This is a genomic window from Psychrobacillus lasiicapitis (assembly GCF_006861795.1).
Taxonomy (GTDB): Bacteria; Bacillota; Bacilli; order Bacillales_A; family Planococcaceae; genus Psychrobacillus; species Psychrobacillus lasiicapitis.
In genome coordinates, this window is record NZ_VDGH01000010.1 from 175876 (window position 1) to 189459 (window position 13584).

The following is a 13584-nucleotide window of genomic DNA, read 5'->3' on the forward strand; positions in this document are numbered from 1 at the left end:
GGAATTTTATCCCGCATTAACGGGCAGTAAGACTCCGACTTCAAGATTGAAGAAAAGCGAAAAAATGAGTGGGAGTCAACTGCCCGTAAAAGCCCGATGAAATGATCCCAGACTAAGTACGCAACATCGTGTTGCTCCTGCGCAAAGCTCGTCGCAAAATAATAGAGCGTTTGCAACGTCTGTGTGACCCACATCGTGTGGGTCACAACTAACAATCAGTGGGGGATGACGGGGGCTAAATGCGCGACGTCCTGTGCGTCTAAAAACCCCACTGATTGAAGTTTCACTTTATCATATTTTGAAGCCGTTCTAACGCAAAAACGTTAGAGCGGCTTATTTTTTCATTTGACTGGTTCCAGCTCATTTTTGGTGACTTGTGTGAATATACTAGATCAGTAGGGTAGAGAAAATTGAACTAATACATAATGAAATATTAGAATAGAACAATTCATGCTTAGAAAGCGAACGAAATAAAATTACTTAGCAGTATTGGAGGATATACTTTGAAAGTATTAGTAACCGGAGCGGCTGGTTTTATCGGTTCACATGTCGTACAAGTATTACTAGAACAGCAATTCACTGTCGTTGCAGTGGATAATCTATCGACAGGTAAGAGAGATAGGATACCTACAGGTGTAAAATTTTATGAAATGGATGTAACGAATAATGATGTGGGAAATATCTTTACCAATGAACAACCAGATTACGTCATTCATCTAGCCCATCAAATTGCCGTGTGTGACTCGAAGTTAAAACCAATGAAAGATGAACATGCAAGCTTACTTGGTACACTTAATATTCTTCGCTTATCTAATGAGTATAAAGTGAAAAAATGTATATTCGCATCTTCTGCAGCAGTCTACGGAAATTCTTCTATTTTACCAAGTAAAGAAGATTCGAAGCTTGCCCCTCGTTCATTTCTAACTTTATGTAAACTTTCTGCCGAGAATTATGTTCAGTTATATAAAAAACTTTTTGGATTAAACAGCTGTATTTTGCGGTTTTCAAATGTCTTTGGTCCTACGCAAACAAACGGAGTAATTATAAGCTTTCTCAATTGTTTATTGGACGGGGAGAGCCCGGTCATATTTAATGATGGCCACCAAACGAGAGATTTCATCTATGTAAAAGATGCAGCAGCAGCTTGCATACAAGCATTGATATCAGAAAGTACTGGAGTTTTTAATATTAGTACTTCCACAGAAATATCGATTCAGCAAGTATTTGAAGAGTTAACAAGGATTACTGGTATCCAAACTAATCCTGTCTACGAAACATTACGTGAAGAAGAGATTAATAGAAGTGTTCTTTCCAATGAAAAGGCAATGTCGACTTTTAATTGGAATCCGGTCTATAGCTTAGCTTCAGGTTTAGAAGAAACTGTCAGAGAAACAGAATTAACTCGGATGGGAGGATTGTTTGGAGCTCGTTCTGATAAAATCATATAAGCATTTAAGTATATATGAACAAGATTGGTGTGCTATTTTAGAGGAAAATAAAAATAGAAATCCATTTATTGAATACGACTTTGTTTATAATTGGTGGAAGCTAATTGGGGAAAATGAAGGAGTAGAAATATACGCAGTAAAAGAACATAATCGAATGATTGCATTTTTTCCATTTCAATTGAAAAAAGCCTTGTTTGGTTATATTGTACAATTTTTAGCTTATAAGGATGCATATTATATGGACCTGATTGCTTTAAAAAGAGATTTGAATCGAGTCATTATGTTTGTATTCGATGCGATTATAGATCAAAAAAAGAGTGCTGTTTTTCATTTGCATGGGTTAGTAGAGAGTAGTGGTACTCCTGCTAAGATAACCAACTATTTGCAGGCAAGAAATATGAAGGAACAATATACACGTGCTGTAACCGAATCGAATGATTACACAAGAAAAACTATATTTTCTACGAATACGATAAGAGCAAAAACATATCGTAACTTTTTATGGAGTAAAGAAGCAGTTAATGCGAGAAGTGTAAATAGGAAAACTTGATAATTTTAAAAACAACGAAGGAGGCAGTATTTCCTTCGTTATTTTAAGTTATGCCGTATTTACGACTTAGTTGGACGATTTCAGCATCCTCATTTCTTTCGCCAATGATTAAATCTCTTAAAATATGAGATCCTAACATACTATATACCGTTCCATTGCCACCATAACCTAACAAATAATAATGATTTCTTTTAGTAGGATGTTCGCCGATAAATGGTAAATTATCAATGGATTCTCCGAAGCTTGCAGCGTATGCATAGTCAATTTTCATACGATAATTCGGAAATAGGTTTTCTGTTTGTTTTAATAATTTTTTAGCGTGTATCATGATTAATTCGTCTGAAAGAGGAGCATTAGGTTTGTCTTCATCTAACCCACCTGCTATTATTCTGCCGTCTGAGGTTGAACGGATATAAAGATATGGTCGTTTTGTTTCCCAAATAAGTGCTCGTTTATACCAGTCAGATAAATTTTCTATTGGATTACTTACAAATACATAGGATCGGTTAATATCTGCACCAATTCTATTCCCTACAGGTGTAGTTTCATAACCTGTTGTATAAATGATTCGTTTCGCATGAAATGATTGTCCGGAAGTACGTAGCTCCAGATGCTCGTTTTCATTAAATACATCTTGCACCTCCACATATGGAAAGAGATGAACTCCCATCAATTCGACTTTCTTTAGAAGCGCTTGTACGAATTTTAATGGATTTACTTCTGCATCATTAAACGTAACTAAAGCACCTAACCTAGAAAATGGAAACTTTTCTTCTATATCCTTTTGCTCGTAATAGTCACATGGAAGTCCGTACTTTTGCAAAGTAGCGTATTCGGTTCTTATTTTTTCCACGTCTTTTTCATCGCTCGCATAACAAATACTAGGTCTCCGAATAAAATCGGCATCTATATGTAGTCGATTTACTGTTTTTTCAATGTCATCTACTGCTTCATAACAAAGCTGATAAAAGCGGACTGCCTCTCGTTCTCCAATTTGTTCGATCAATTCATGCAGCATAATATCATTTGAATACTGCAGCAAACCAGTATTGGCACTAGTGCTACCAGTGCCAAGTGCCCGTTTATCTAATATTGCTACGGATAAACCAGCCTCTGCTAATGCCAGAGCAGTTAAGGAACCGGACATGCCAGAGCCGACAATTACTGCATCATATAGATCAAGCTTTTCGTATAGAGTATTTGGAGTAAAAGGAGCGGTTGTAGTAGGCCAATAAAGTGAGCCATTATGTATGTTCATGCGTGATTCCCCCGATTATATATTTCTATTAATATACCCCCTCCTAATAAGATTTAAGCCTATTCATGTTATACTAGATAATATTAACTTTAAAGGATGTTTGAAATGAATCAAGATAAACCACATGTACTAATAATAGATGGAATGGCCCTGTTATTCCGCTCGTTTTTTGCAACAGCTATGTCAGGAAACTACTTCAAAAATGAGAAAGGGATTCCAACGAATGCTGTACAAGGATTTGCACGCCATGTACTTGCTGCACAAAATTTAATGCAGCCGACGCATATGGCGGTTTGTTGGGATAAAGGAATGCATACGTTTCGTAATGAACTGTATGACGGGTATAAAGCAAACCGTCCTAAACCAGCAGAGGAACTAATCCCCCAATTTGATATGGCACAAGATTTATCGGAGCATTTAGGCTGGATGAACTTTGGGGTAGTTGGAATGGAAGCAGATGATACAATCGCTTCTATTACCCATAAATGGCAAGACGATGCGAGGTTCACAATCGTTAGTGGGGACAAAGATTTATTACAGCTACTGCATCCGTCAACGGAAATCGCATTTACGAAAAAAGGATTTACGATTTACGATGTGTACAATGAAGCGCGTTTTCTAGAGGAGTATGGAATTTCTCCGTTACTATTCCCTGATGTGAAAGCATTCATGGGGGACGCTAGCGATGGCTATACTGGCGTAAAAGGAATTGGGCCGAAAACGGCGTTGCAATTAGTGCAAACTTACGGAAGTGTGGAAGCAGTAATTGACTCCATTCATTTATTGAAAGCAGGGCAACGAACAAAAATTGAGACAGATTTAGAAATGCTGAAATTATCAAAAGAACTTGCAACGATTAGAAGGGATGTCCCAATCGAAGCAGAATTAAATCATTTAGCTGTAAATGATATACCTGCTTCGAAATTCGATTATCTGTATGAACACGGCTATACGATATTGGCAAGACAGCTTCAAAAGTAATGATTGAATTTTAGAGTGATCTTTATGTTAAAGAGTTTTTCCTAATCCGTTGGGAAGAACTCTTTTTTTGTTGGTTAGGAAAACTATATGTGATTAAGACTTATGGATAACTTTTTTCAAATAGCCTAAGATTTTATACGCGATATAGGGAAACTGCGCGGTAGCAAGCTCTATTTAGGTGACCACCAGGATCTTCGCTGCAGGGCGGACGCTTTCCGCGGGCACGGCTTCAATCTCCTCGGAGCTCTCGCTCCTGCTGGGCTTTCAGCTCGCGCTGTTCCCGCCGGAGTCGCCGCCCTTTCGCTCCAATCAAACAAAATTACTTACTTATTTGTGTCACCTCACTAAAAACCAAACATTATACGGTTTTCAATTGTGAGATTTGCCCAATAAATGGACTAGAGCAATCAATTACTCATTGTAAGCAATCAATTTTATACTGAAAGAATCAACTGATCGACGAAAAAAATCATCCCTTAAAGAACAGAGTTCACTTGTTGTGAGACGCTGATGTCTTTATGCAATATTGTATAAGTTAGAGGTAATCGCGATGTTTATCGGACAATTTTATCTAGATACACACAAGCGATCACGGTTGACCGTAGCACGCCAAAGCCGGATAAGCCGAAGCCATGAGACCCACTCGGGCGAAGCACGAGTTGGCTCATGCAAGGTGCGGCAAGTGCGAAGGCTCGGTGGCTATTTCTTACCGCACAGATTCCCTATTATGTGTGTTACCCATTTATCCTTCCTATGTGCTAATGCTAGAGACAGGTGCTTTAGCACTTTTCTAACGTATCAATTCTTAAGTAGGGAATTTAATCATAGAATGACTAAGTTTTACTGACAAAAGAAAAATAGTAAAACTATTATCAAAACATAGAAAATAAAATATAATTACTTTATCTATAAGATGTACATAGCTTTTCGAGAGGGGGAGAATGACTTGATTCGACTTTTACAAAACAAAGACTTGGAAGCTGTAGCAGACATTGTTGCCTTTGCATATCCAGGCATGAACATCCAAACATCAGAAAAGAAATTGGAATTTATAGGTCGTTTAACGAAAGAGCAAGAAGAACAAAATGGTATTCAGTATTTTGGGTATTTTAACAAGGAAGAAGAGCTTCTAGGTATATATCGTCTGCATGATTTTGAATGTAATGTGAATGGTAAATTCCAGCGTATTTTTGGAATTGGAATGGTAGCAGTGCATCTGCTTCATAAAAAAGAAAAAGTTGCATTTAAACTTCTTTCTCATTTCCATCAATATGCTAGTCAAGAAAAAGTATCGCTGGTATCACTTTATCCCTTTAATCCAAGTTTTTATCGCAACATGGGTTACGGTTATGGACCAATGAAATATGAATTTAAAATTAAACCGAATGCACTTGTTTCAGATGGTGAAAAAGGATTGGTCAAGTTCCTGTCTCCTAAGGATGAGGAAGCAATCGTTGCCTTGTATAACGACTATGCGCAAAAAAATCATGGGATGATTAAAAGAACGTGGACTGAACGACAACGAATTAAAAATGGGGTAACTAATTATGTCGGAGTGATAGAAAATGGACAGTTATTGGGTGCATTAGCATTCACTTTAGAACCATTAAAAGACAGTCACTTTTTGCATCAACATATGATTGTCCACGAATGGATATGGAATGATCCAAATGGCTATAAACAAATAGCTGCTTGGTTATATTCACAACAAGATCAAGTGGATCGTATTATTTTTCGGACAAATGATGCATCCTTTTTATACACGCTTTCGAATCCATTAAACGGCTCAAACCATCTTATACCAAGTGTTTATCATGAAGTGGCACATGCTGGATCAGGTTTGATGTATAGAATAACAAATGTCGTGGATTTCATACACGAAATGAATTTCCAGCAGCTTCGTAGACCGGATGAATATATAAGGTTATTAATAGAAATTGAAGACACCTTCTTAAAGGAACAAAACGGCTTATATGAAGTTATTTACAATGGTGATTTTTGGAATGCCACAAAAATATCGAATACCAATGAAGAAGCAACGATTAAAATAGGTATTCATGATTTGAGTTCCTGGTGGATGGGGTGCATATCAATTGAGATGCTTCATAATTATGGGGCTGCCTCTATTAGAGACATAGATATTAAGAAGCTTGATGAGTGGTTTAAACCGAAACAAAGTCCTATTTGTTTCACATCGTTTTAAAGACATATACAAAGGGGTATGAAATGATTACTTTTAAAACAATGGAGCATTTAACCTTTAAAGAAGCGCATGAACTTTTTACGAGTGGTTTTGAAGGGTATTTTATTCCGATGAAAATGTCATTGGATGTTTTTGTGGCCCGTTTCGGCAATGAAAATCTATCACCAGCTTTGTCGCTTATTATGTTTGAGGAGAATCATCCGATTGGATTCGTTTTACAGGGCATTCGTGAAGTAGATGGTAAGAAAATCGCATGGAATGGTGGTACAGGTATCATTCCTGCATACAGAGGGAAGAAACTAGGTATTGAATTGGTAGAAAAAGCCCTTCATTTATTAAAAGAGCAAGATGTAGATATTGCAACATTAGAAGCTTTGTCCATTAATCAGCCAGCTATTAAACTTTACGAAAAAGCTGGCTACAAAGTAATCGACACCTTACATTTTTTAGAGGCAGATGGAGAACTCTCTTTTGATGAAGAAGTTGCAAATGAATTTTCAAAAACAAGATTGCCTGCTTTTCAAGTGATAAATACAGGGATCTTTCCTTCCGTTGTTCCTTGGCAAGTGGATCCAACTAATACTCCAAGAGTAGGTGGTGAAGCAATAATTGCGACAAAGGAGAATGAGGTTCTTGCAGCTTGTTTAGTAAGAACAAAGCAACAATATGGGGGAGAAATAGAAGGAGTCACTTTGTTTCAAGCAGCTATTGTTACAGAAAAGGAGGAAGGCGAGCGAGCACTCCAAGCGGTTCTCCAAGAAGGTTTGTGCTTTCAACATTCGCTTAAAAGGACGACGTATAATTTATTCGATCATACGAAAAAAGCCCTTCCTTTTTTACAAAGCAAAGGGATTAGAAATACAGATATTTCCCAAGTATTTATGGTGAAGGAATTATAGTAAAAGAAAAACAACGAAGACTGTTCCTAGTGTAGAACAGTCTTTTTCATATTAATCCTATGTTATTGTTACTAGTTCAGCCATTAGGCCTATTATTGAATTTTGGAGTGATTTGTATAAAAGTTAAAATAGATGCATTTTGAGCATAGGATACTTTGCGAATTTTACTTTCTCGATTTCGTCCACCATTATCATGGATGAGTAAAAAAAGCTCGTCTTGTTCAATTTCATATCCGATAAGGGGTACCCAGTGATAAGTAAACGTCGCCTTTTTTCTCCATTGAAAGGAAAAATATTTATCGAATTTAAGAGCTACTGGTCTACCATTTTTAAGCTCATCTAATGCTGTATGAAGAGAACATTTATCAATTTGCCAATTTGGACCGAGTATTTTGCGAAGATTACGGACAAATCGATGAGTAAATAATCCAATGCGCGTACCACCTAATTTTTCGTATAGTGTATTAGGGGTGTCAGAAAAAGTATTTTCTTCTAAAAAATTTAATAATAGAAATGCTGTCACTGGACCGCATGCAGAGGCTTGATAGTCTGTTCTAATCGATGAATCGTATTGAGATAAGCCTTGTAGTTGTAATTGGATTTTCATATGGACCCTCCATTTATTCTGCATTATTGTCTAGTAAGCCATCACTTCCATGCTTAGAGCTTTTTTATTATTAATAGGAAGAACTCTTTATTATTTTATATATATTTCATCTAATTTGCACTTTTTCATAAACTATACGAATTAATAATAGAAATTTTTGAATCTTTTATATATTTATTGATTGAGTTATTTATTTGCCATACAATTAGAGATATTAATAGGTAGAGAGCAAGTGAATTAGGAGGAATCCAAACATGCAAAATGTAATAGTTTATAGAAAAGTGGACCAACGTGTTTTAGATTATTTACGCACAACATGTGAAGTTATTTATTTCGAAGAGTTAGATGTTTCAACCTATCCCGAGTTTTTCTCTCATTTAAAGGATGCAGAAGCATTGCTTGGTTCTGCTCTCAAAATAGATGAGGAGATTTTGAATAATAGTCCAAAACTAAAAGTAGTTAGTAATATTTCGGTTGGATATGATAATTTGGATTTAGATCTTTTAACAAAACGAAATATAATAGCAACAAATACACCAAGCATTTTGAATGAAACTGTAGCAGATGCTGTATTCGGTGTACTTCTTTCTGCTGCTAGAAGGATACCAGAGTTGGATGCATATGTGAAACAAGGAAATTGGGACTCAATGATTGGTGAAGAGTTATTCGGAACTGATGTGCATGGAAAAGTAATAGGCATTGTAGGGATGGGGGGAGTAGGAAAGGCGATTGCTACGCGTGCAAAATTTGGCTTTGGTATGGAAATTCTATATCACAATAGAAGTCGTGATGAAGAAATCGAGTCGACTTACGCTGCACAATATTGCAGTTTTCAGGATTTGCTAGAACGTTCGGACTTTGTTTGTAATATGGTTCCACTAAGCGAGGAAACGAAAAATATGTATGGGGCTGCTGAATTTAAGCAGATGAAGAAAAATGCTATTTTTGTAAACGGATCCAGGGGAGCTGTCGTTGATGAAGATGCTTTAGTTGAAGCATTGAGGAATAAAGTCATTTCAGGAGCTGCATTAGATGTATATAAACAAGAACCTATCCATGTCGATCATCCGCTTTTGAAACTTCCGAATGTCGTCACTACACCACATATTGGGTCTGCGACGGTAGAGACGAGATTTAAGATGGGGATGCTCGCTGCCGATTCTGTCTTACAGGTACTTAGAGGGGAAAATCCTACAAATGCTTTGAACATATTAACCTCGCGTGATGCTATAACAAATGAATAGTGTGAAATAAAATATTAAAGCCCTTTGAAACTTAAACTAACGGTTTCAAAGGGCTTATGCATTTAGGATTATTTGTTTTGAGCATCTAAAAATTCTGTTACTTGCTCTTACGCAAAGCTCGTCGCAGAGAAAAAAGTATCCCACTAGGCAGATATCTTCTCAATATTAATTAATTCTGAGCATCTAGAAATTCTGTTACTTGTTCTGGTGATTTTGCGTTTGCACTGTGTAAATGTGCTTTTTTCTCGCCGTTTTGATAAATAAGAAGGCTTGGAATTCCCATTACTTCGTATTTTTCAGCGATTTCCGGTAATTCGTCACGGTTTACTTCATACCAAGTATATTGGTTATACTTTTCAATGATTGGATCGATGAACATTTCCATGCGTCGGCAATCGGGACACCAGCCAGCTTCGAATTTTACTAGTACTTCGTTGTCACCAGAAATGATTTCGTTGAATTGTTCTACAGTTGTAATTTTGTTCATATTAAAAACCTCCTATGATCTGTTTTCTTATATAGGTTCCAGGCGACGGCCCTTCGGATCAATTGCCGATTTTCTACTCTTGTCAAACCCCAAGCAGCAGAACATAGGCGTGGCTCAGCAGGCGCCTTTCACTTTTCTAAATTAGTTTACACTGTTTCAGAAAGACTAGAAAGAAAATTGCTTAAAATAATTCATTTTATTATTGCGAAAATTTAAAAATTGTTCTAAACTAATAGACATAGAGAGTGTTCTATTTTTTTTATCAACAAAATGAATGAGCATTCATTCAAGAAAAAGGGAGGCTTTTGGACGTGACATTTCAAATTAAAAAAGCAGCAGTTCTTGGCTCGGGGGTAATGGGTTCTGGAATTGCAGCTCACTTAGCGAATATTGGTATTCCAACATTATTATTAGATATCGTGCCAAAAGAAGTAAGTAAAGAGGAGGAAGCAAAAGGGTTAACTTTAGAGCATCCAGTAGTTCGCAATAAATTTGCCCAAACTGCTTTGCAAAAATTGCTGAAGCAAAAACCAGCACCTCTTACTTCTACAAAAAACGTACAACTTATTACTACAGGAAACTTTGAAGATGATCTAGAGAAGTTAAAAGAGGTCGACTGGATTATTGAAGTAGTTGTGGAAAATTTAGATGTGAAAAAAAGATTGTATGAAAAAATAGACGCAGTACGTAAACCGGGAACAATCATTAGTTCCAATACTTCCGGAATTAGTATTAATGCAATGGTGGAAGGAAGATCTGAAGATTTTGCTAAACATTTTCTTGGCACACATTTCTTCAATCCACCACGTTATTTAAAGCTGTTAGAAGTGATACCTGCGAAAACAACCGATATCAAAGTTGTGGAATATATGAAGCAATTTGGAGAAGACGTTTTAGGAAAAGGAGTCGTATTAGCAAAAGATACGCCTAACTTTATTGCCAATCGAATCGGCACATACGGATTACTTGTGACCCTGCGCGAAATGCAGGCACGCGGATATTCTGTTGGAGAAGTGGATTCGGTTACTGGACCACTAATCGGACGCCCAAAATCTGCGACGTTCCGTACATTAGACGTTGTCGGGTTAGACACGTTTGCACATGTTGCGAAAAACGTATATGACCAAACGACTGGTGAAGAGCAGAAAGTGTTTGAAGTACCGGCATTTATGCATAAAATGCTTGAAAATAAATGGCTTGGTGCCAAAACAGGGCAAGGTTTCTTCTTAAAAGAAGGAAAAGAAATTAAAGAATTAAATCCGGAAACGCTGGAATACGAACCTGTTAAAAAGCTAAAAACGCCATCGATGGAAATGGCAAAACAGCAAAAAGGATTAGCGGCTAAAGTGAAAACGTTAACGTATGCAAAAGACCGCACTGGAGAATTACTTTGGAGCATTTTAAGTCCGACACTTGTTTATTCTGCTGAGTTGCACGGGGAAATTGCAGACGATATCGTATCCATTGATCAGGCGATGAAATGGGGATTCGGCTGGCAGCAAGGGCCGTTTGAAATATGGGATGCAATTGGTGTAAAAGAGTCGGTTGAAAAGATGAAAGCAGAAGGAAAGGACATTCCTGTATTCGTACAGTCGCTTTTAGATAAAGGGTTCGAATCCTTTTATAAAGAAGAAAATGGCGATCTTTATTACTTTGATGGAAATGATTACAAAATCGTTTCTTTCAATGAAAAAGTAATTGACCTGAAACGTTATAAGAAAAAACATGGAGTTATTAAATCCAATTCTGGTGCTAGCTTAATAGATTTAGGTGATGGAATTGCATTACTAGAATTCCATTCTAAATCGAATGCAATTGGACTCGACATCTTACAAATGATTAACTTTGCGATTGAAGAAGTGGAGAAAAACTTTAAAGGACTTGTCATTGGAAACCAAGGGAAAAACTTCAGTGTTGGAGCAAACCTTGGCATGATTTTGATGGAAGCCCAAGACGATAATTTATTTGAATTGGATTTTGTTATTCGTAGCTTCCAAAATGCAACGATGAAAATTAAATATTCCTCTAAACCTGTAGTAGTTGCACCGTTTGGCATGACTCTTGGAGGGGGTGCTGAAGCTTGTTTACCAGCAGCACATATTCAAGCGACGACTGAAACTTATATGGGGCTAGTAGAGGCTGGTGTTGGTCTAATACCAGGTGGTGGCGGAAACAAAGAGTTATATATGAAGCATTTAAAAGGACTTCCAAAAGGTGTTCAAGTGGACTATCAATACGTTGCCAATAAAGTATTTGAAACAATTGCAATGGCAAAGGTGTCCACATCAGGTGAAGAAGCGCTTGAAAATAACTTCTTAAACTTTGCGGATGGTATTAGTGTGAATCCGGACCACCAATTGTATGATGCAAAACAAGCTGCACTTAGTCTTGCAAATGCAGGATATAAAGCTCCGCTACGAGAGAAGGTTCCTGTAACAGGATCTCCAGGATATGCAACATTACTTTTAGGAGCTGAAGGCATGTTCTTATCCGGCTATATTAGTGAGCATGACTTGAAAATTGCGAAAAAGCTTGCTTACGTGATTGCTGGAGGCGAAGTTCCATACGGTACTTTAGTGGATGAACAATATTTACTTAACTTGGAACGCGAAGCATTTTTGAGCTTGGTAGCTGATCCGAAGTCGCAAGCAAGAATGCAACATATGTTAGTGAAAGGTAAGCCATTACGCAACTAATTGTGCGTAGGTGATAAAGGAGGAAAACTCATGCGTGAAGCAGTTATCGTAGCAGGTGCAAGAACACCAGTTGGTAAAGCGAAAAAAGGTTCTCTCGCAACTGTTCGTCCAGATGATTTTGGAGCATTAGTTGTGAAAGAAACATTAAAAAGAGCGGGAAACTATGATGGACCAATCGATGATTTAATATTAGGCTGTGCGATGCCAGAAGCCGAGCAAGGTATGAACGTTGCTCGAAATATAGGGGCTTTGGCGGGTCTTCCTGATTCCACACCAGCGATTACAGTGAATCGCTTCTGTTCATCAGGCTTGCAATCGATTGCATATGCAGCGGAACGAATTATGCTAGGGCATTCGGAAGCAATTATTGCAGGTGGAGTAGAGTCGATGAGTATGGTTCCAATGATGGGAAATACGATTCGACCAAATGCACACTTAGCAGAAACAGCTCCGCAGTACTATATGGGAATGGGTCACACGGCGGAGCAAGTGGCAAATAAGTATGGTGTGAGCAGGCAGGACCAAGATGCCTTTGCAGTACGTTCACATGAACTAGCTGCAGCTGCCATTGCTGCTGGTAAGTTTAATGATGAAGTTGTTCCAGTAGAAGTAGTGAAGCATTTTGTAGACGAAAACAATAAAGCGCAGGAGAAGAAGTTTTTATTTGAAATGGATGAAGGAGTTCGGGTTGGAACATCTATCGAAACGCTTTCCAAGTTGCGTCCTGCATTTAATGTCCGTGGTTCAGTAACAGCGGGTAACGCTTCACAAACCTCAGACGGTGCAGGGGCAGTTTTAGTGATGGACCGTGAAGTGGCGGAAGCACAAGGATTAAAACCAATCGCTAAATTCCGTTCGTTTGCAGTAGGGGGAGTTGCACCTGACGTAATGGGAATTGGCCCAATTGTAGCAGTTCCAAAGGCACTAAAACTTGCAGGTTTGTCTATAGAAGATATCGACGTTTGGGAGATTAATGAAGCGTTCGCTTCTCAATCGATCCAAGTTGTACGTCATTTAGGAATTGATCTAGATAAAGTAAATGTAAATGGGGGGGCAATTGCCCTTGGTCATCCGCTTGGAGCTACAGGTACTATTCTGACATTAAAAATGATGAGTGAATTAAAACGACAAGGCAAACAATTCGGTGTTGTAACAATGTGTATCGGTGGGGGAATGGGAGCTGCCGGAGTGTTCGAACTGCTATAACCAAA

At 37.8% G+C, this 13584-nt stretch carries 11 protein-coding genes; 8 read left to right on the forward strand and 3 right to left on the reverse strand.

Going from position 1 to position 13584, the window contains the following annotated elements; genetic code table 11:
- The first annotated feature begins 503 nt into the window (after positions 1–503).
- Both FG382_RS17080 and FG382_RS17085 read left to right on the forward strand, forming a co-directional pair.
- On the forward strand, positions 504–1448 hold the full coding sequence (locus tag FG382_RS17080; protein WP_170206567.1) for an NAD-dependent epimerase/dehydratase family protein: 945 nt from the start codon (positions 504–506) through the stop codon (positions 1446–1448).
- Positions 1420–1998 (forward strand): GNAT family N-acetyltransferase, encoded by a 579-nt coding sequence (locus FG382_RS17085; protein ID WP_142540095.1) that lies wholly within the window; start codon positions 1420–1422, stop codon positions 1996–1998. The genes FG382_RS17080 and FG382_RS17085 overlap by 29 nt, the downstream gene beginning before the upstream one ends.
- 43 nt (positions 1999–2041) lie before the next feature.
- Here FG382_RS17085 and FG382_RS17090 read toward each other — a convergent pair whose 3' ends face one another.
- Entirely contained in the window at positions 2042–3256 is a 1215-nt protein-coding gene (locus FG382_RS17090) for an NAD(P)/FAD-dependent oxidoreductase (protein ID WP_142540096.1), read from the reverse strand.
- 105 nt (positions 3257–3361) lie between these two features.
- Between FG382_RS17090 and FG382_RS17095 the strand changes: the two genes are divergently transcribed.
- From FG382_RS17095 to FG382_RS17105, 3 genes are all read left to right on the forward strand, one after another.
- The gene (locus FG382_RS17095) at positions 3362–4237 is read left to right on the forward strand and encodes a 5'-3' exonuclease (protein WP_142540097.1); all 876 of its coding nucleotides are present in this window, start codon (positions 3362–3364) and stop codon (positions 4235–4237) included.
- 946 nt (positions 4238–5183) lie between these two features.
- Entirely contained in the window at positions 5184–6440 is a 1257-nt protein-coding gene (locus FG382_RS17100) for a GNAT family N-acetyltransferase (protein WP_170206568.1), read from the forward strand.
- A 23-nt stretch (positions 6441–6463) separates the two neighbouring features.
- Positions 6464–7339, forward strand: a complete 876-nt coding sequence (locus FG382_RS17105; RefSeq protein WP_142540099.1) for a GNAT family N-acetyltransferase — start codon at positions 6464–6466, stop codon at positions 7337–7339.
- A gap of 76 nt (positions 7340–7415) precedes the next feature.
- Here the strand turns inward: FG382_RS17105 and FG382_RS17110 are convergent, their stop codons facing one another.
- Complete coding sequence (locus tag FG382_RS17110) at positions 7416–7946, reverse strand: C39 family peptidase (RefSeq protein WP_142540100.1); 531 nt, start codon at positions 7944–7946, stop codon at positions 7416–7418.
- Between the two features lie 254 nt (positions 7947–8200).
- On the opposite strand from FG382_RS17110, the gene FG382_RS17115 reads away from it, so the two are divergent.
- The gene (locus FG382_RS17115) at positions 8201–9190 is read left to right on the forward strand and encodes a 2-hydroxyacid dehydrogenase (RefSeq protein ID WP_142540101.1); all 990 of its coding nucleotides are present in this window, start codon (positions 8201–8203) and stop codon (positions 9188–9190) included.
- Positions 9191–9359: 169 nt separating this feature from the next.
- Here the strand turns inward: FG382_RS17115 and FG382_RS17120 are convergent, their stop codons facing one another.
- Positions 9360–9677, reverse strand: a complete 318-nt coding sequence (locus FG382_RS17120; protein ID WP_142540102.1) for a thioredoxin family protein — start codon at positions 9675–9677, stop codon at positions 9360–9362.
- A gap of 311 nt (positions 9678–9988) precedes the next feature.
- On the opposite strand from FG382_RS17120, the gene FG382_RS17125 reads away from it, so the two are divergent.
- Positions 9989–12373 (forward strand): 3-hydroxyacyl-CoA dehydrogenase/enoyl-CoA hydratase family protein, encoded by a 2385-nt coding sequence (locus FG382_RS17125; RefSeq protein WP_142540103.1) that lies wholly within the window; start codon positions 9989–9991, stop codon positions 12371–12373.
- A 30-nt stretch (positions 12374–12403) separates the two neighbouring features.
- Complete coding sequence (locus tag FG382_RS17130; protein WP_142540104.1) at positions 12404–13579, forward strand: acetyl-CoA C-acetyltransferase; 1176 nt, start codon at positions 12404–12406, stop codon at positions 13577–13579.
- The last annotated feature ends 5 nt before the right edge of the window (positions 13580–13584 follow it).

Coding starts and splice junctions, on each gene's coding strand:
- FG382_RS17090 (WP_142540096.1), bottom strand. CDS start 3,256: ATGAACATACATAATGGCTCACTTTATTGGCCTACTACAACCGCTCCT.
- FG382_RS17105 (WP_142540099.1), top strand. CDS start 6,464: ATGATTACTTTTAAAACAATGGAGCATTTAACCTTTAAAGAAGCGCAT.
- FG382_RS17120 (WP_142540102.1), bottom strand. CDS start 9,677: ATGAACAAAATTACAACTGTAGAACAATTCAACGAAATCATTTCTGGT.
- FG382_RS17110 (WP_142540100.1), bottom strand. CDS start 7,946: ATGAAAATCCAATTACAACTACAAGGCTTATCTCAATACGATTCATCG.
- FG382_RS17130 (WP_142540104.1), top strand. CDS start 12,404: ATGCGTGAAGCAGTTATCGTAGCAGGTGCAAGAACACCAGTTGGTAAA.
- FG382_RS17095 (WP_142540097.1), top strand. CDS start 3,362: ATGAATCAAGATAAACCACATGTACTAATAATAGATGGAATGGCCCTG.
- FG382_RS17115 (WP_142540101.1), top strand. CDS start 8,201: ATGCAAAATGTAATAGTTTATAGAAAAGTGGACCAACGTGTTTTAGAT.